Annotated in this window: 18 protein-coding genes; 7 read left to right on the forward strand and 11 right to left on the reverse strand. The window is 64.1% G+C overall.

Features of this window, described 5'->3' with window-relative positions:
- Nucleotides 1–94: 94 nt before the first annotated feature.
- Both ACVZTU_RS07175 and ACVZTU_RS07180 read right to left on the reverse strand, forming a co-directional pair.
- Entirely contained in the window at nucleotides 95–832 is a 738-nt protein-coding gene (locus tag ACVZTU_RS07175) for a Maf family protein (protein WP_434594844.1), read from the reverse strand.
- Entirely contained in the window at nucleotides 829–1,860 is a 1,032-nt protein-coding gene (locus tag ACVZTU_RS07180; RefSeq protein WP_434594847.1) for an SGNH/GDSL hydrolase family protein, read from the reverse strand. The genes ACVZTU_RS07175 and ACVZTU_RS07180 overlap by 4 nt, the downstream gene beginning before the upstream one ends.
- Nucleotides 1,861–1,924: 64 nt before the next feature.
- Here ACVZTU_RS07180 and ACVZTU_RS07185 point away from each other — a divergent pair, with 64 nt between their 5' ends.
- Nucleotides 1,925–3,385 carry an AI-2E family transporter gene (locus tag ACVZTU_RS07185; protein ID WP_434594850.1) on the forward strand — a complete coding sequence of 487 codons (1,461 nt, stop codon included), beginning with the start codon at nucleotides 1,925–1,927 and terminating at the stop codon, nucleotides 3,383–3,385.
- Nucleotides 3,386–3,484: 99 nt separating this feature from the next.
- On the opposite strand, the gene greA is transcribed toward ACVZTU_RS07185, so the two are convergent.
- Complete coding sequence (gene greA / locus ACVZTU_RS07190) at nucleotides 3,485–3,979, reverse strand: transcription elongation factor GreA (protein ID WP_101546580.1); 495 nt, start codon at nucleotides 3,977–3,979, stop codon at nucleotides 3,485–3,487.
- A gap of 259 nt (nucleotides 3,980–4,238) precedes the next feature.
- On the reverse strand, nucleotides 4,239–4,664 hold the full coding sequence (locus ACVZTU_RS07195) for a DUF4307 domain-containing protein (RefSeq protein WP_139466807.1): 426 nt from the start codon (nucleotides 4,662–4,664) through the stop codon (nucleotides 4,239–4,241).
- A gap of 123 nt (nucleotides 4,665–4,787) precedes the next feature.
- Here ACVZTU_RS07195 and mca point away from each other — a divergent pair, with 123 nt between their 5' ends.
- Both mca and ACVZTU_RS07205 read left to right on the forward strand, forming a co-directional pair.
- Nucleotides 4,788–5,798, forward strand: coding sequence for a mycothiol conjugate amidase Mca (gene mca, locus ACVZTU_RS07200; RefSeq protein WP_434594853.1), 1,011 nt, complete (start codon nucleotides 4,788–4,790; stop codon nucleotides 5,796–5,798).
- A complete protein-coding gene (locus tag ACVZTU_RS07205; protein ID WP_434594855.1) occupies nucleotides 5,795–6,178 on the forward strand; it encodes a hypothetical protein in 384 nt (127 codons plus the stop codon). The genes mca and ACVZTU_RS07205 overlap by 4 nt, the downstream gene beginning before the upstream one ends.
- A 97-nt stretch (nucleotides 6,179–6,275) precedes the next feature.
- On the opposite strand, the gene trhA is transcribed toward ACVZTU_RS07205, so the two are convergent.
- A complete protein-coding gene (trhA, locus tag ACVZTU_RS07210) occupies nucleotides 6,276–7,061 on the reverse strand; it encodes a PAQR family membrane homeostasis protein TrhA (protein WP_434594858.1) in 786 nt (261 codons plus the stop codon).
- Between the two features lie 103 nt (nucleotides 7,062–7,164).
- Between trhA and ACVZTU_RS07215 the strand changes: the two genes are divergently transcribed.
- Both ACVZTU_RS07215 and phoH2 read left to right on the forward strand, forming a co-directional pair.
- Nucleotides 7,165–7,926 (forward strand): isoprenyl transferase, encoded by a 762-nt coding sequence (locus ACVZTU_RS07215; RefSeq protein ID WP_310650266.1) that lies wholly within the window; start codon nucleotides 7,165–7,167, stop codon nucleotides 7,924–7,926.
- A gap of 211 nt (nucleotides 7,927–8,137) precedes the next feature.
- A complete protein-coding gene (gene phoH2 / locus ACVZTU_RS07220) occupies nucleotides 8,138–9,445 on the forward strand; it encodes an RNA 5'-3' helicase PhoH2 (RefSeq protein WP_434594861.1) in 1,308 nt (435 codons plus the stop codon).
- A gap of 170 nt (nucleotides 9,446–9,615) precedes the next feature.
- On the opposite strand, the gene ACVZTU_RS07225 is transcribed toward phoH2, so the two are convergent.
- From ACVZTU_RS07225 to glpX, 3 genes are all read right to left on the reverse strand, one after another.
- Complete coding sequence (locus tag ACVZTU_RS07225; RefSeq protein WP_434594864.1) at nucleotides 9,616–11,019, reverse strand: class II fumarate hydratase; 1,404 nt, start codon at nucleotides 11,017–11,019, stop codon at nucleotides 9,616–9,618.
- Between the two features lie 91 nt (nucleotides 11,020–11,110).
- Nucleotides 11,111–11,737, reverse strand: coding sequence for a carbonic anhydrase (locus tag ACVZTU_RS07230; protein WP_139907497.1), 627 nt, complete (start codon nucleotides 11,735–11,737; stop codon nucleotides 11,111–11,113).
- A gap of 60 nt (nucleotides 11,738–11,797) precedes the next feature.
- Nucleotides 11,798–12,922: a class II fructose-bisphosphatase gene (glpX, locus tag ACVZTU_RS07235; RefSeq protein ID WP_139466822.1), complete on the reverse strand. Its 1,125-nt coding sequence runs from the start codon at nucleotides 12,920–12,922 to the stop codon at nucleotides 11,798–11,800.
- 198 nt (nucleotides 12,923–13,120) lie between these two features.
- On the opposite strand from glpX, the gene ACVZTU_RS07240 reads away from it, so the two are divergent.
- Nucleotides 13,121–13,690 (forward strand): DUF4245 domain-containing protein, encoded by a 570-nt coding sequence (locus tag ACVZTU_RS07240; RefSeq protein ID WP_229663893.1) that lies wholly within the window; start codon nucleotides 13,121–13,123, stop codon nucleotides 13,688–13,690.
- 39 nt (nucleotides 13,691–13,729) lie between these two features.
- Here the strand turns inward: ACVZTU_RS07240 and ACVZTU_RS07245 are convergent, their stop codons facing one another.
- Nucleotides 13,730–13,969 (reverse strand): exodeoxyribonuclease VII small subunit, encoded by a 240-nt coding sequence (locus ACVZTU_RS07245; protein WP_025778102.1) that lies wholly within the window; start codon nucleotides 13,967–13,969, stop codon nucleotides 13,730–13,732.
- Between the two features lie 52 nt (nucleotides 13,970–14,021).
- Nucleotides 14,022–15,329, reverse strand: coding sequence for an exodeoxyribonuclease VII large subunit (xseA, locus tag ACVZTU_RS07250; RefSeq protein WP_181270389.1), 1,308 nt, complete (start codon nucleotides 15,327–15,329; stop codon nucleotides 14,022–14,024).
- Between the two features lie 91 nt (nucleotides 15,330–15,420).
- Between xseA and ACVZTU_RS07255 the strand changes: the two genes are divergently transcribed.
- Nucleotides 15,421–16,437, forward strand: coding sequence for a 4-hydroxy-3-methylbut-2-enyl diphosphate reductase (locus ACVZTU_RS07255; protein ID WP_139466827.1), 1,017 nt, complete (start codon nucleotides 15,421–15,423; stop codon nucleotides 16,435–16,437).
- Between the two features lie 72 nt (nucleotides 16,438–16,509).
- Here ACVZTU_RS07255 and ACVZTU_RS07260 read toward each other — a convergent pair whose 3' ends face one another.
- Nucleotides 16,510–17,706: a DNA recombination protein RmuC gene (locus ACVZTU_RS07260; protein WP_482401651.1), complete on the reverse strand. Its 1,197-nt coding sequence runs from the start codon at nucleotides 17,704–17,706 to the stop codon at nucleotides 16,510–16,512.
- Between the last annotated feature and the right edge of the window lie 62 nt (nucleotides 17,707–17,768).

The raw sequence follows: 17,768 nt of genomic DNA on the forward strand, positions 1-17,768 counted from the left end.
TTAGAGAACAGCACCAAGGGTTTGTAGGACAGCGATAAAAAACTGGGACGAGAACTTCAATGTCCTCGGGCGTGTTACCGGACCAGGGTCGAGTCTACCGCTTGAGAGTCCACAGATCGGGCCAGAACAGCCCCATGTCGGTGACCAATTCGCGCACGACGGGCAGGCTGAGGCCGAGCACGGTGAGGTGGTCGCCGTCGAGCCGGTCGACGAAGGCCCCACCATAGCCGTCGATCGTCAGCGCCCCGGCCACGTGGAAGGGCTCTTCGGTGGCGATGTACGCCTCGAGCTCCTCCGTGCTGGGTGAGCCGATGAGCACCGAGGTGGCCGACCCCTGCGAGCGCAGAGCGCCGAGTTCGAAGGGCGCCGAGCCGGTTCGATCAGCACTGTCGGGGCCGTCACTGCGGACATCGTCTCCCGCTCGCCCGACTGCGCCGTTCGACTGCTGCGCCCGCGTGAGCACTGCGACCGTATGGCCCGAATGCAGCTGTGTCCACTGACCGGCGATCGCCGACCACACGTTGCGAGTGCGATCGGCCGTTCCCGGTTTGCCGATGGCCTGTCCGTCGAATTCGAGCAGGGAATCCCCGGCGATGACGACCACGGTGTCCGCGCCGTCAAGTGTCGGGGGAGCGGACGCGATGATCCGGTCGATGACCGCACGCGCCTTCGCCTCAGACAACGCTGTGGTGAGTTCGCCGACGGAGCCGGTGAAATCGTCCTCGATGGCACGTTCGTCGACCTCGGAGACGATGATGACCGGTTCGATCCCGCCGTCCCGGAGGATCTGGCGACGTGAAGGAGACTGGGAGGCGAGGACGACGGGGATCACGAGGCTGCTTCCGAACGATTCGGGACCGGTTCGGGGCTGGCGTCTTCTTTCACTGCTGGATCTTCGGCATCTGGCTGCGCCTCGGCACCGGTCTGCGCGGCGACATCCGAATCGTTCTGAGCAGCAGACTGCGCCTCGGCGCCGGGGACCAGTTCGTGTCGGCGGGCGGTTTCGCCCTTCTCGGGGATGTCGAGGCTGCGGTCGACGACGACCGGTGCATCGATGCGTTCGGCGATTGCGGCCAGCAGCGTCGAGGACAGCTGCGCATAGCCGAGTTCGCTGGGGAATCGGCCCGAGTCGTTGAGCAGAGACCGGCGTGTCGTTCCGCTCAGCGATCCCGTCGACCGCAGCGGAACCGCACGCGCGGCCAGGGCGGCCAGCCATTGAGAGCCGGCGAGGACCCGCGAGGTTCGGCGCAGCGACGTCTTGAGCGGATCGCGCAGCCCCGGCAGACCGCCGAGATTGGGGCAGACGAGAACGAACACGGTGTAGCGGCCCTCGCGTTGGAGCCGGTTGATGGCCTGGTTGAGCACGGGTACGCCGATGGTCGCCTGGATCGGGTGGATGATGTCGCCGGTGCCGATCGAGATGATCGCGAACCGGCGGTCGTCGGTCCAGCGGTCCGAGAGCTGGCGGGAGAGCCACGGCGAGCGCAGGACTTCGTCGACCTGTCGGTGCAGATCATCCGACAGTGCCGAGGGGCGTGCGGTTGTCTGGACCCGGACGGTGGTGCCGAGCATCCGCGCCAGGCCCCTCCCGATGAGGGTCGGGGGCGCCTGCTCCGGGTCGACGTCGACCCCGCACAGCCAGGAGTCGCCGATGATGGCAAGAGCGGCGGAGTCGTCATCGTCGTTGTCACGTGGGGCGGCGATCGCCTCGGTGAAGGTGGAGAAGCGACGGTTCTTGTCGTCGTCGAAGGAACGGCGCAGCGATCCGGCCTGGTGGCGGAGCAGTCCCGCCGCCGAGGCGCCGGCGCCGACGACGGTCGCCCCCATGGTCGCCAGCGTGTAGATCAAGCGTCTTCCCACTGATTTCCCTCCTCCGGCGTCATCATTGCACCTTTGTCACTGCATCAACAACTATTGTTGAGTCATGAGCGAAAACGATCAGCAGCATCCTCCGAACCGATTCCGAGGGGCATGGGAGGCGTTCCGGCGCGGACGCGGCTCGTCTCACTCCTCGTCCGAACCCGAAGCAACCCCATCGCAGGCAGTCAGTCCCGAGGAGATCGCACTCAGCCGAATCGAAGCCGAGGCCAAACCGTATGTGGCTCCCGGTCTTAAGCTAGCTGCCGCGTGGTCGTGGCGGTCGATCGTCGTGCTCGTGGCGATCGGTGTGGCGCTGTGGCTCCTGTCGAAGATCTCCAGCGTCGTGCTGCCCGTGCTCATTGCTCTGCTGTTGGCAGCGCTGCTCGCGCCCCTGACCGGATGGCTGAAGAAGAAGGGCGTGCCTCGAGGAGGGGCCGCCGCGATTTCCTTCATCGGGTTCATCGTCGTCGTGCTCGGACTCTTCGGCCTCGTCGGTCAGCAGATCTATTCCGGCATGCCCGACCTCGTCAAACAGGTCATCGCCGGTGTGTCCGGGATCAGCGGATGGCTGGCTTCAAGTCCCTTCGGCATCGATGCTTCGACGATCTCGAGCTATATGAACGATGCGATCGATACCGCGACGAACTTCTTCCAGAACAACAGCAGCCAGCTTCTCGGCGGCGCCCTGGAGGCCACCTCCTCGGTGGGCACCTTCCTCACCGGTATGGCCGTCTGTCTGTTCGCGACGTTCTTCTTCCTCTACGACGGGCAGAACATCTTCAGGTGGGTGATGAACCTGCTGCCGGTCCCGGCCCGTCCCGTCGCCACGGGTGCCGCTCTGAAGGGGTGGACGACCCTCGTGCAGTACGTGAGGGTCCAGATCCTCGTCGCCGCCGTCGATGCGATCGGCATCGGCATCGGCGCTGCGTTCCTCGGCATCCCGCTGGTCATCCCCATGACCGTGCTCGTCTTCCTCACCTCGTTCGTCCCCGTCGTCGGAGCCATCGCCTCCGGTGCGGTCGCCGTGCTCGTGGCATTGGTATCGAACGGTCTGGTCAGTGCCGTCATCATGCTCGCGGTTGTCATTGCCGTCCAGCAGATCGAAAGCCAGGTGCTGCAGCCGTTCCTCATGGGCAAGGCAGTGTCGGTCCATCCGCTGGCTGTGATCCTCGCAGTCACCGGAGGCGGCTTCCTCTTCGGCATCGTCGGCGCTCTCTTCGCCGTTCCCTTGGTTGCCGTGCTCAACAGCGTCGTCAGCTATATCGTGCGTACGAACGCCGGTGATTCGGACGAAGACGAAGCGGAGGACGACGCCGAGCGTGACCCGGACGAACGCGAGGCCACGGCAGTCCTCGAGACGGCGAAGGAACGGCTCACCGATGCCGTCCACGAGTCCGCGGAAGACGAACATGCATCAGGTTCCGGACAGACCGATTCGACGGAAACCGGATCAACCGGTCCGACCACGTCGGGTGAGACCGGTTCGGCCGAACCCGGACGGCCGAAGAAGGGCCCCGATGCCTGAGGCTCGGACCAGACGACCCGGAAGGACGCGCCTGAACCGGAATGAATAGAGAAGTGGGCGGGTGCGATCGCACCCGCCCACTTCTCTTTTCGGTCTCGATCAGCCGGTGAAGGCTTCGACGGAATCGACCTTGACCTCGATGGTCTTGCCGTTCGGAGCCTCGTATGAGGTCTTGTCACCGGCCTTGACGCCGAGGACAGCCGCTCCGAGCGGCGACTTCTCCGAGAAGACGTCGATATCGGAGTCTCCGGCGATCTCGCGGTTGCCCAGCAGGAATCGCATGGAGTTGCCGGCAACGCTGGCGGTCACGACGGTTCCGGGTGCCACGGTCTTGCCGTCGCTGTCGCTGGAGCCGACCTTCGCGTTCCGCAGCAGCACTTCGAGCTGGCGGATGCGTGCTTCCTGTTTGCCCTGCTCATCACGCGCAGCGTGATAACCGCTGTTCTCCTTCAAGTCACCCTCGTCGCGGGCGGCTTCGATCTTCTCAGCAATCTCTGCACGACCCGGTCCGGAGAGATGCTCGAGTTCCTTCGACAGGCGGTCAAAGGCTTCCTGGGTCAACCATGTCTCTTCCTGGGTGACTTCCTCGGTCATGACTTCTCCTTCTTCGGTCGGTGCACTGACGGGCGTGTCAGGCAACGAAAAAGCCGGGCGTATGGGCACGCCCGGAAGTTGAATGAAACTACAGTGTAACGCATCTGCGGAGAAAAACGATGAGTTCGATCACGTCCCCGGCCGTGAGGCGGAGGTTCGCGACCGCAAGATGCGTTCCCGTGCGAGAACTATTCGAAGAGACTCGTGCGACCGGGTTCCTGTGCTTCCACCAGGCGGTCGAAGCGGTCGAGGGTTCGGCCTATTCGAACCAGCAGGAGTCCACGTGGCCGGAGGCGGCCAGCTGAGTTGTGGCCAGGTCCACGTCGATGCGCTTCGGCGAATTCGGATCGGCGTTCGGATCGGCGGGAACGGTCACCTCGGTGAATCCGACGATCGCTTCCTGCTCATTCGTGGCCTGGACGATGCAGTGCACGTCGCGTTTCTGATCAGGAAATATTCCGACGCTGACGCGCGTTGAAGAATCGTCGACAACCGAATAGTCAAGAGTGCGCGGTGTTGTGGGATTCGTCTGCGGGCGGAATGCCCAGACAGCGATGACGGCGACCACCACGGCGAGGACGATGACGGCGATGATCTTCGCCCGACGACTCAGCTCTCGCTTGGGTCTGCTGGTCCGGCCGTAGCGATCATCATGCAGTGGTGGTGCCACTGTTACCTCAGTCATTGAATTCCTCTTTAAGTACTTCGCGCACTAATCTAGAGTAGTCGATCCTCTGCCGGCGATCATGTCAGCCGCAGCGCCGGCAGCAGGTAGCCACCAGGCTGAATCGAAAGGGACATTTAGGATATGACTTCGCTTCCGTACCATGGACTGCGCCTGTTGGCCGTCCATGCCCACCCCGACGACGAATCCTCCAAGGGTGCGGCAACGAGCGCGAAGTACGCTTCACTGGGTGCCCGGGTGCTCATCGCCACCATGACCGGTGGCGAGGCCGGCGATATCCTCAATCCCGCTCTCCTGCAGAGTCCGAAGGCCAGCCGCGACATCGCCGGTCTCCGTCGGGAGGAGATGGCGACCGCTGCCGCAGCCCTCGGCGCCGAACATGTCTGGGTCGGTCACGTCGACTCGGGACTGCCCGACGGCGATTTCGACAACCAGACTCCTCCCGGATGCTTCTATCGGGTTCCCGACGAGGTGGCGATGCTTCCCCTCGTGCACATCATCCGCACCTTCCGTCCTCAGGTGGTGACCACCTACGACGAGCTCGGCGGATATCCTCACCCCGACCACATCAAGAACCACGCTGTGACCATGGCCGCTGTCGAAGCCGCCGCAGATGCGACCTCGCATCCCGAGCTCGGCGAACCGTGGCAGGTGCAGAAGATCTACTTCAACCAGGACCTGTCGGCGAAGAAGTGGATCACGATCCACGAGAAGATGCTCGAGGCGGGACTCAAGTCCCCGTTCGCCGACCACCTCGAGGATTTCAAGAAGCGTGACAACCAGCGCCACAACTGGCTGAGCACCCGCATCTCCTGCTCCGAGTTCTTCTCTGCCCGCGATCGTGCGCTGCTCTCCCACGCCACTCAGATCGATCCCGAAGGCGGTTTCTTCTCCGCATCGCGCAAGGCCGCTCGCACTTACTGGCCGACCGAAGAGTTCGAGCTGGCTCTCGACCTCACCGGGCGTGAGCCACTGGACCGGGAGCTGGACTTCCAGGAGACCGACCTGTTCGCTGCCGTGACCTTCGATGACGGTCGTCGCGTTCCCGCCGAGGGGATGCTCCCGGACTCGCCGGCTGCCGACGACCTCGACGCTGATTCCGCCGTCCCGACCGAAAGCGACACTCGCGCATGATCTTCGCGTCCTCTCCAGCCCCGACTCCGGACGGAGGCACACCGGACCCGGATCTGGTGACGCCCGGAACCGTCGGCTTCCTGGCCACCCTCGCCATCGTCGTCCTGACGATCTTCCTCATCAGGGACGCCCTGCGCCGTGTCCGTCGGGTGCGGGCGCACTCGGGCGCCAGCGATGCCTATCCGATCCCGCTGCGCAGGCATGTGGTGCCCAACCAGTCGAAGCTCTCAGGGCCGGAGGCACCCGAACCGGAGACCGCTGACAGCGACTCCGACGCGTCCGCCGATACCGGACCATCCGATGCAGATCGCCGAGGCGGCTTGGCGGAGGAGCCGATCGATTCCTCCGAATCCACCGACGAACGCAATGAACGAGCCTGAGCTCTGAGGCTTTGAGGTCCTGCGCACACAGACAACGGCGCGATCACCGATCGGTGATCGCGCCGTGTGCGTCCGTGCGGACTCAGTCGATTGGAGTTCAGTAGGCTGCGACGGCGGCGATGATGAGTGCGGCGAGGTGGCAGCCGTAGCCGAGGATCGTGAAGATGTGGAAGATCTCATGGAAGCCGAGCCACTTCGGTGAGGGGTTCGGGCGCTTGATCCCGTAGATCACCGCGCCGGCGATGTAGCACACGCCGCCGATGACGACGAGGAGTCCGACGGGGAAGTTCGTGGCCCAGATCTGGGGAATGTACCCGACTCCGGCGACGCCGAACCCGACGTAGATCGGGACGAAGAGCCACCTCGGTGCGGTGGTGAAGATCGTACGGAAGGCAGCGCCGAGTGCGGCGGCACCCCACAGCACGGACAGCAGGAGGACTGCCTGGTCGGTGCGGAGCATCAGCACTGCCAGCGGTGTGTACGTACCGGCGGTGATGAGGAAGATATTCGCGTGGTCGAGCCGCCGCAGGACGAGGCGGACGCGGGTGCGCCAGCGGCCTCGGTGATAGACGGCGGAGGTGCCGAAGAGCAGCATGCCGGTGACGGCGAAGATCGCGGCGGCGATGCGCGACTCGATGGTCGGGGAGATGATCACCAAAGCCAGGCCGCCGATCATCGCCAGAGGGAACGCCCCGGCGTGGAACCAACCGCGCAGCTTCGGCTTGACCTGACCCGCCAACTTCGTCAGTTCGGCGCGCAGTGCTGAGCGGCGACGGGCGATGCGGTGGTCATCGGCGGGCGGAACGTCATCCGCGCCCGCTGAACCGACCGGCCCGGCGCCGTCGGGAACGACCGGAGAGGAATCGGTGAGCGAAGCATTCATAGCTCCATGGTAGCCAGCGGACCTGAGGCCTCATTCAGCATCATCGGCTAGTAGTCTGTACAGTATTCGAACCGATCGACGACCCATGTGGAAGAGGACAGCTGTGGCGCGACCCGTGAACCTGCTCTATCGGCTGTACGAGCGACGGCTCAAACGTGAGCTCGACAAGTCGGTTCCGGTTCCACGTCACGTCGGAGTCATCACCGACGGCAACCGCAGGTGGGCCAAGGAGTTCGGTGCGACGACCGCTGACGGTCACCGCGCCGGAGCGGCGAAGATCGTCGAGTTCCTCGGCTGGTGCCACGAGATCGATGTGGAGATCGTCACTCTCTACGTTCTGTCCAAAGAGAACCTCGCCCGCTCGGCAGAAGAGGTGTCGATCCTCATCGAGATCATCTCGGACCTGGTGGAGAAGATCGCGGCACTCGACGGCGTCGGCGTTCAGCTCGTCGGTGATCTCGACATCGTTCCCCCGGATCTGCGTGCCCGCCTCGAAGCGGTGTCGACGACCGAGAACTGTGGAATGCGCGTCAACGTCGCCGTCGGCTACGGCGGTCGGCAGGAGATCGTCAATGCTGTGAAGTCCCTGCTGCGCACACGGACTGACGACGGCATGGACCTGGAGTCGATCATCTCCGAACTGTCGCCGGAGCAGATCGGCGAACACCTCTACACCAAGGGCCAGCCCGATCCCGACCTCATCATCCGCTCCTCGGGAGAGCAGCGACTCTCCGGCTTCCTCATGTGGCAGAGCGCCTATTCGGAGTTCTATTTCTGCGAAGCCTATTGGCCGGACTTCCGCCGTACGGACTTCCTCCGAGCCGTGCGCGACTACGGTCTGCGGCAGCGGCGCTTCGGCAAATAGGTCGTGCCCGCCTCCGGCGAGACCTGCCGGCCGTCTGACGGGGGAATCCCGCATTCACTCGAAGTTCATGACCCTGACTTGACCGAGCACGCGTGCCGCTACCGCCTGCGGGGGCGAACCGGGTTAGGTTGGCTGTAGTTGGTCGACACCAACCCGAGATCGGGGGATGTCAGAACCGGATCTCGGCGGAACTCACGCCTCAGAGGTCCTCATGGCTGAAAAAGTCCACACCTACGTTCTCGACACCTCGGTGCTGCTGTCGGATCCCGGAGCGCTTCTGCGCTTCGCCGAACACCACGTCGTCATCCCGCTCATCGTCGTCTCCGAACTCGAGGGCAAACGCAATCATCCCGAACTCGGATTCACCGCACGCAAAGCCCTCCACATCCTCGACGACTTCCGTTCCGACTACGACCGGTTGGATCAGCCCATTCCCGTCGGTGACGCAGGCGGAACGCTGCGGGTCGAGCTCAACCACATCGACGCCTCCACGATGCCGGTCGGCTTCGACCGGACGGAGAACGACACCCGCATCCTGGCCGTGGCCCGCAACCTCTCTGCCGAAGGCTGTGACGTGGTTGTCGTGACCAAGGACGTGCCGATGCGAGTGAAAGCTTCGGCCCTGGGTCTGCACGCGGAGGAGTATCTGGCGGAGCTGGCCGTCGATTCCGGGTTCACCGGGATGAGCGAGCTCGGCCTCGACGACGAGCAGATGAACGAGTTCTACGATTCGGGGTCGGTCGTCACCGAGGATGTCTCCGACGAGGTGGTCAACACCGGGGTCGTCATCACCTCACCGCGCGGATCCGGACTGGGACGTGTGCGCAGCGGCAACCGAGTGTCGATGGTGCGCGGGGATCGTGACATCTTCGGCGTCCATGGACGGTCGGCAGAACAGCGGATCGCCATCGACATGCTGCTCGACGACGCCCTGGGGATCGTGTCGATGGGAGGGCGAGCCGGAACGGGGAAGTCCGCGCTGGCCCTCATGGCAGGTCTGCAGAAGGTGCTCGAGGAGAACAAGCACTCGAAGATCATGGTCTTCCGTCCCCTCTACGCCGTGGGCGGGCAGAACCTCGGCTACCTGCCCGGCAGCGAAGGTGAGAAGATGAACCCCTGGGCGGAGGCCGTGTTCGACACCCTCAGTGCGCTGGTGAGCAAGAACGTCATCGACGAGGTGGTCAACAGGGGGATCCTCGAGGTGCTTCCGCTCACCCACATCCGGGGACGGTCCCTCCACGATGCATTCGTCATCGTCGATGAAGCACAGTCGTTGGAGCGCAATGTTCTGCTGACCGTGCTCTCACGCATCGGAATGAACTCGAAGGTGGTGCTCACCCACGATGTCGCCCAGCGCGACAACCTGCGAGTGGGCAGGCACGACGGAGTCGCCGCCGTGATCGAGAAGCTCAAGGGCCACGAACTGTTCGCGCATGTCACGTTGACGCGGTCGGAGCGGTCGGAGATCGCCGCCCTGGTCACCGATGTGCTCGAGGAATTCGACCCGTTCCGGTCCTGAGCCTCTGCTCCGGTCGCCGACCGCTCACGTTACCGCCGATGTCGCGTGCTGTTCGGTGAGCGGTCGACGCTGGGGTGGGCGGTCGACGGGACTCGAAATGGGCCGCCAACACGAAACGGCGCCCGGACGGTATCCGTCCGGGCGCCGTTTCGTTCTGTCAGATCGGAGGCTTACTTGTAGCTGCCGATCATGGTGGTGACGTCGAGGGCCTTGTCGAGGTCCGCCTCGGTGATGGAGCCGTTCTCGACGAAGCCGAGCGCGATCGTCGCTTCCTTGACGGTCATCTTCTCAGCCACGGCGTGCTTGGCGATCTTCGCGGCCGCCTCGTAGCCGATGACCTTGTTCAGCGGGGTGACGATGGAGGGGCTCGCCTCGGCGAGGAAGCGGGCACGCTCCTCGTTGGCGGTGAGTCCGTCGACCATCTTCTCGGCCATGACGGTCGAGGCGTTCGCGAGCAGGCGGATCGACTCGAGCAGGTTCGAGGCCATGACGGGGATGCCGACGTTGAGCTCGAACGCGCCGTTGGTCGACGACAGCGACACGGAGGTGTCATTGCCGATGACCTGTGCGGCGACCTGAATGGTGGCCTCGCAGATGACTGGGTTGACCTTGCCGGGCATGATCGACGAACCGGGCTGCAGGTCGGGGATGGCGATCTCGCCGAGGCCGGTGTTCGGTCCCGAACCCATCCAGCGCAGGTCGTTGCAGATCTTCATATAGCCGTAGGCGATGGTCCGCAGCTGACCGGAGGCCTCGACGAGTCCGTCGCGGTTGGCCTGGGCCTCGAAGTGGTTGCGAGCCTCGGTGATCGGCAGTCCGGTTTCCTCGGCGAGGATCTCGACCACGCGGGAGGAGAAGCCGTCGGGAGTGTTGATGCCGGTGCCCACAGCGGTTCCGCCCTGCGGGACCTCTGCCACGCGCGGCAGGGAAGCCTCGATGCGCTCGATCCCGTAACGGACCTGAGCTGCGTAGCCGCCGAACTCCTGACCGAGAGTCACTGGAGTGGCATCCATGAGGTGGGTGCGTCCGGACTTGACGATCGAGGAGAACTCCTTCGCCTTCTTCTCCAGCGAAGTCGCCAGGGTGTCCATGGCCGGGATGAGGGTGTTGACCAGGGCCTTGGTCACTGCCAGGTGCACCGAGGTGGGGAAGACGTCGTTCGACGACTGCGAAGCGTTGACGTGGTCGTTCGGGTGGACGTTGATTCCGTCGGCTTCGAGCGCCTTGGTCGCCAACGAGGCAAGGACCTCGTTGGTGTTCATGTTCGACGAGGTTCCCGAGCCGGTCTGGAACACGTCGATCGGGAAGTGGGCGTCGAATTCGCCTGCGATGACCCGGTCGGCGGCGTTCTGGATGGCTGTGGCGCGGGCCTCGTCAAGCACGCCGAGTTCGGCGTTAGCCTTCGCAGCGGCCTTCTTCACCTGAGCCAGTGCGGCGATGTGAGCGGATTCGAGGGTCTTGCCCGAGATCGGGAAGTTCTCGACGGCACGCTGGGTCTGTGCGCTGTAGAGGGCGTCCTTGGGGACTTTGACCTCACCCATGGTGTCGTGTTCGATGCGAAATTCTTCGGTCATTGTTGTCCTTTCCGTTGGGTGCCTGGGAAATGATTGCGGAGCTCAGGCTCGTTGGGAGACTGAACGGCTGTCCACCGAGGTGGCTGGTCGCTCAGGAAGCATAGGTGGAGACCGCGGCCTCGTCGCCTCCATATTGGGCGACGACCGTAGTGTGGCCGTCGTGGAGTTGGTAGGTGAGCCCGACGATGATGAGTCGGCCGTCGTCGACGGCGGTCTTGATGATCGTGGACAGCTGCATGATCTTGTCGACCGTGTCCATGGTGTTCTGACCGACGGTCTCGTTGATCGTGGTGCGCCCGTTCTTTCGGGCCCGGGCCACTGTCGGCAGGATGCGGGCGACGACGTCGGAGATGAATCCCGGGGGAGTCTCACCCGAGTCGTAGGCGTTGTAGGCGGCGGTCACGGCCCCGCAGCTGTCGTGGCCGAGCACGACGAGCAGGGGAGTGCCGAGCATCTCGACTCCGTATTCGAGCGAGCCCAAGGTTACCGGGTCGACGACCTGTCCGGCATTGCGCACGACGAACATGTCACCGAGGCCGACATCGAAGATCATCTCAGCGGCGACTCGGGAATCCGAGCAGCCGAAGAGAGTGACGAACGGGGTCTGGCTGCCCGACAGTGACTCACGTCGCGCCGTGTCCTGGTTGGGGTGCTGAGGGACATCGTCGACGAAACGCTGGTTTCCCTCGAGGAGTCGCTTCCACGCCTGATTGGGCATTGCTTTCGCACCTGCTTCCGAGTTGTGTGCATCGCGCCCGGGACCGGGTGCGATTGGAGGTCAGACCAATCCGCGGCGTGCGGCTTCTTCGGCGGCCTCCACGTAGGAGTGGGTCTTCGCGGCCTGGTGCTCGGCGAAGACCTGCCGGACGGTCCCCGACTTCGACCTCATCACCAGGGAATGCGTGGTGACGTGGCCACCCTGGAACTTCACTCCGTCGAGGAGGTCGCCGTTCGTGATGCCCGTGGCGACGAAGTAGCTGTTGTCACCGGTGACGAGGTCATCGGTGTTGAGCACCTGATTGATGTCGAGGCCGGCCTTGGCCGCGGCCTCGCGCTCTGTGTCGTCCTGCGGCCACAGACGGCCCTGGATGACTCCGCCGAGTGCTTTGATGGCGCAGGCGGTGATGATGCCTTCGGGGGTACCGCCGATGCCCATGAGCATGTCGACGCCGGTTCCCGGACGGCAGGCGGCGATGGCTCCGGCGACGTCGCCATCGGTGATGAGCTGGATGCGGGCTCCGGCGGCGCGGATCTCATCGATCATCTGCTGGTGGCGGGGGCGGTCGAGGATCATCACCGTCACCGAGGCGGGATCCTTCGTTCCCTTCGCCTTGGCGACGCGGCGGATGTTCTCAGCGATCGGCAGACGCATGTCGACGGCGTCAGCGGCATCGGGGCCGGTGACGAGCTTCTCCATGTAGAACACGGCAGAGGGGTCATACATCGCACCGTCTTCGGTCACAGCCATGACCGAGATCGCATTGGGCATGCCCAGAGCGGTCAGGCGAGTGCCGTCGATCGGGTCGACAGCAACATCGCAGTGCGGTCCGCCGCCGTCGCCGACCTGCTCACCGTTGAAGAGCATCGGAGCTTCGTCCTTCTCACCTTCGCCGATGACGACGGTGCCGGCCATGCGGACGGTGGAGATGACATTGCGCATCGCGGCCACGGCTGCTCCGTCGGCTGCGTTCTTGTCGCCGCGGCCGACCCAGGGGGCGGCGGCGATGGCTGCGGCCTCGGTGACTCGGACGAGCTCCAGAGCCAAGTTGCGGTCGGGAGCATCCGACTCGACCTGAGCTTTCTGTGACCATGAGTCGGTCACTGCGACAGGCGGAGCCTCCTCATCAACTCGTCCTCGGTCATGGTGAGATTTCACGTCAACAGGCTCTTTGGAGTCACTCATGCCTCCAATTGTGCCACCCCTGTGATCGGGGTCGCGACAGCGGTGTCCGCTTGTGGCCGCAGTCACGTCCTCGGACCGGAATTGGCCCTTCGCGCGCGAGCCGAGGACAATGGCGGTGTGAATGTCCGAAATGCTGCTGACGAGACGGGTACTCGAACGGTCGTCGACGAGGCGACGCCGAGTCCTAGGGGAGAGTCCATGGCTGATGAGTCCGGAGTGATGCTGCCGGGGTCCCGGGAAGAGATGCGCTTCCTGCGCAAGAACTCGAACTGGGTCAATATGGTCATCGCGATCCTCGCCTGTCTCGCAGTCGCCGTCGGGATCCTGTTCCTCGCCCCGCAGCCCGAAGTCGACTCAGAACGTGTCGTCGACTATCAGGGGATCGCCGAGCAGTCCCAGGGCAACGCCGATTTCGACCTCATCGTTCCGCAGATCCCGCGCGGATGGACGTCGAACGAAGCCAGCCTCGACCGCGTGGGCGACTCCGAATACACCTCGTGGTACATGTCGTTCATCGGCCCCGACGACCAATGGGTGAGCATCGAACAGGCCGAAGCCAGCGCGAACTGGGCGAAGCGGAAGACCGACGAGGCTGTCGCTGCCGAGAAGGTGACCGTCGGCGGCGCCGACTTCCAGATCTACCGCACTGAAGAGGCGAAAGAATACTGGGTCTCGCACAAAGGCGATATGTATGTCGTTCTGACTGCCACCGCTGCGCCGGACACCGTCAACAGCTTCGCCGATCAGGTCGCCGCCGAACTCAAGTGAACTCGGCGGCCCTGGCTGAACTTCGGCTGACCCGGAGACCTATTCGGTGTCGTCCGAGGTCTCCTCACGGGCCTTGTCAAGGCGCTCCCGCGCTCCGTCGAGCCACGCCTGACACCGGTCGGCCAGAGCCTCGCCACGCTCCCACAGCCGCAGTGACTCTTCGAGCGGCAGATTGCCGGTCTCCAAACGCTTGACGGTCATGACGAGTTCTTCGCGCGCCTGCTCGTAGCTGAGCGTGCTGATATCGGGCTGGTCCTGTTGGGTCGTCGGTTCGGTCATCGGTGTCTCCTTCGCAGAGTGTGTGAAACGTGTACAGAGTGTGGAGTTGTAGTCAATCGTCGGTCGTCGAATCGTCCGACTCCGGAGTGACCTCGGTGATATCGGCGTCGAACCGACCACGAGCGACCCGGACATGGACGCTGTCGCCGGCGGCGACTTCGGCGGCATTGCGAACGGCCTGACCGTCGTCGGTCTGCACCACGGCGTAGCCGCGCTCCAACGTCCGCAGGGGAGAGAGGGACCTGGCTTGGGAACGAAGATGCTGGATCTCGTTCTGAGCCTGGATGAGCAGTCCGTTCGTCGCCTGCAGACTGCGGCGGCGGATCATCGTCAGCTCGTTCTCATGCGCGGTGATCATCGTCTGCGGTTCGGCGAGCACCGGCCGTGAGCGCACGGCGGTGAGCATCTCCTGCTCTCGATCGAGGATGCGATTGACGGCAGCTTCGAGCTCGGCGCGGGCACGCAGCAGATTCATGCCTTCCTCGGCGACATCCGGAACGATCCTCTTTGCGGCATCCGTGGGTGTTGATGCCCGCATGTCAGCGACCTCATCGAGGATGGGCCGGTCCGCCTCGTGTCCGATCGCAGAGACGACCGGTGTCTGCGCGGCGGAGACGGCACGGACGAGGGCTTCGTTGGAGAACGGCAGGAGGTCTTCCATGCTGCCGCCGCCGCGGGCGATGACGATGACATCGATCTGCGGGTCCGCGTCGAGTTCGGCGAGGTTCTTCATCACTCCCGGCACGGCATCCGGTCCCTGCACGGCACAGTTGCGGACTTCGAATTCGGCGGCAGGCCAGCGCAGATGCACATTGCGGATGACGTCCTTCTGGGCATCCGAATCCCGTCCGGTGATCAGCCCGATCCGGTTCGGCAGGAACGGCAGGCGCAGCTTCCGGTTGGGATCGAAGAGCCCCTCGGCGCCTAGCTGCTTCTTCAATCGTTCGAGGCGGGCGAGGAGTTCGCCGAGGCCGACGGCGCGGATATCGTTGGCCCGCATCGTCAGCCGACCGGTCTTCGTCCAGAAATCGGCTTTGAGATTGGCGACGACGTGGCTGCCCTCGGTCAGAGGAGCCCCGGTGCGGTCGAGGACGTTCTTCCAGATCTGGACCGGCAAGGACATCTCGACATCGGTGTCGCGCAGGGTCAGGTAGCTGGCCTTGCCGCGATGGTTGAGCTCGACGACCTGCCCTTCGATCCACACGCTCGACATGCGGTCGATATAGGACTTCATCTTCGAAGACAGCAGACTCAGCGGCCACGGATTCTCCGCTGTGGTCTCGGCTGCAGTGGCGGCGAGCTCCTTCTGCTCGGCCGTTTCACCGAGCGTGCCGGGAGTGCCGGAAATTCTTTGCGCCATTTAAGTCCCCTTCCGAATCCCAAGCCTAACGAACGCCACCGACACAGCCCATTCCTGGCCGCAGTCGATGCCTCCGGCTTAGACTGAACGGGTGAGCGTCGTTTCAGTACCTGCCCCGACCATTCCGCGCCGGCGTCTGGCACCTGGCGAGATCCGCACTCCGGTCAATGCAGACAAGAGGGTGCTGCTGGCCGCACCGCGCGGCTACTGTGCCGGCGTAGATCGTGCTGTCATCGCCGTCGAGCGCGCCCTCGAACACTTCGGCGCACCGATCTATGTCCGCAAGGAGATCGTGCACAACCGACATGTCGTCGAGACCCTGTCCGAACGCGGGGCCGTCTTCGTCGATGACACCGATGAAGTCCCGGAAGGTGCTCGGGTCGTGTTCTCCGCTCACGGAGTCTCACCGGCCGTGCACACCGAGGCTGCCCAGCGTTCGCTGTCGACGATCGATGCGACATGCCCGTTGGTGACGAAAGTCCACAAGGAAGCCATCCGGTTCGCCCGGGACGGCTTCCGCATCCTCCTCGTCGGCCATGCCGGGCATGAAGAGGTCGAAGGCACCATGGGCGAGGCGCCGGAGCACATCACACTGGTGCAGAGCCCGGAAGAGGCCCGCACCATCGAGGTTCCCGATGCCGAGAAGCTGGTGTGGATCTCACAGACGACCTTGAGCGTGGACGAGACCATGGAAACGGTTGAGATCCTGCGTGAGCGCTTCCCGCACCTGCAGAATCCACCCAGCGATGACATCTGCTACGCGACACAGAACCGGCAGGTCGCGGTGAAGAAGGTCGGGCCCGACGCGGACCTCGTTATCGTCGTCGGGTCGGCGAACTCCTCGAACTCCGTTCGCCTCGTCGAAGTCGCTCTCGAACACGGGGCGAAGGCTGCCTACCGTGTCGACTTCGCCCGCGAGATCGACGAGACATGGTTCCACGACGTGGCCACGGTCGGTGTCACCTCAGGTGCGAGCGTTCCGGAGAACCTCGTCCTAGACGTGCTGCAGCTGCTGGCCGAGTACGGATTCGGCACCGTCGAAGAGGTCGTCACCGCCGAAGAGGACCTCATCTTCTCGCTGCCGAAGGAACTGCGCAAACTCGGCTGAGCTGAGCAATTCCGCTGCGTGACGCGACGGGGACTTCCACGACTCAACGGAGTCGACAAACGCTGTCGATTCTCAACTTGTCCCCGTCTGCCGACCGCGCAGATGAGTCGGACCACGATCATCGAAGTCCATGGCCCGCGGCCGACTGAGTTCCTCGGCGCTGATGCCGCGAGAACGAGTATCGAGTTCGGCCACGGCGTCGAGCTCGTCGGCGACGATTCCCGTCGAGGGGAACTTTCGCGCGGTGACGAGGAAGCGCGACTCCAGCGAGGAGACGAACCGGTTGTAGTCCTCGACCGAGCGGTCCAGGCTGGCACCCATCCGTGACACGTGGGTGACAAGGGTGCCGATACGTTCGTAGAGTTCTGTGCCGAGTCGGAGCACCTCGGCCGCCGAGGTGGACATGTCCGCCTGCCGCCAGTTGAGCGCCACGGTCTTCAACAGCACCAGCAGAGTCGCTGGTGAGGCGAGGACGACGTTCTTGCCCAGTGCATGATCGATCATCTTCGGGTAGCTTGCCGCGGCCGCGGAGAGCAGACCGTCGGTGGGCACGAAGCAGACGACGAAGTCGGGGGAGGCATCGAACGCCTTCCAGTACTCCTTCGACGCCAGGGCATCAACATGGCGCAACAGGGCGCGGGCATGGTCCTGACCGCCCGTGCCGGAGTCGGCCGCCTCGACGGAGTCCTCGTTCATCCGTGCCGACAACGGTGTCTTCGCATCAATGACGATCGTGCCGCCACCGGGCAGATGGACGACCATATCGGGGCGGTGGCGCTTGCCGTCCCGGTCGGCGCTGACCTGCGTGTCGAAGTCGACGTGGGGGAGGAGGCCGGCATATTCGACGATGCGTTTGAGCTGGACTTCGCCCCAGTCTCCACGGTGGGTCGTCGAATTCAAAGCGTTGGCCAGTGACCCGGTCGATTCCTGGAGGCGGAGGTTCTGTTGGCTGAGGTGCCCGATCTGGGAGTTCAGTCGGGTGATCTGTTCGATCTGAGTGCGGTCCTGGGAGTGCAGGTTCTCCTGCAGATTCTTCACGCTTGCCGCCAACGGCCCGATGGCGGCGGTGATCTCACCGGCCATCTGCGCATCGGCCTCGAGATCTTCGGTGCGCTCGGACAGGATGCGTGACGTGGTCTCGGCGCGAGTGAGTCTCTCGAGATAGCGGGAACGGGTGAGACTGCGGCCGAGGAGGAATCCGAGCACGGCGGCGAGGACGATCGCCACGATGAAGACGATGATGACTGCGGATGCGGGGAAAGCATTCATGATCCCAGGGTGACAGAGGGCACTGACACTAGAATTCGAGGACCACCTCGGCGACGGCTAGA

The organism is Brevibacterium sp. OS20 (assembly GCF_056837565.1).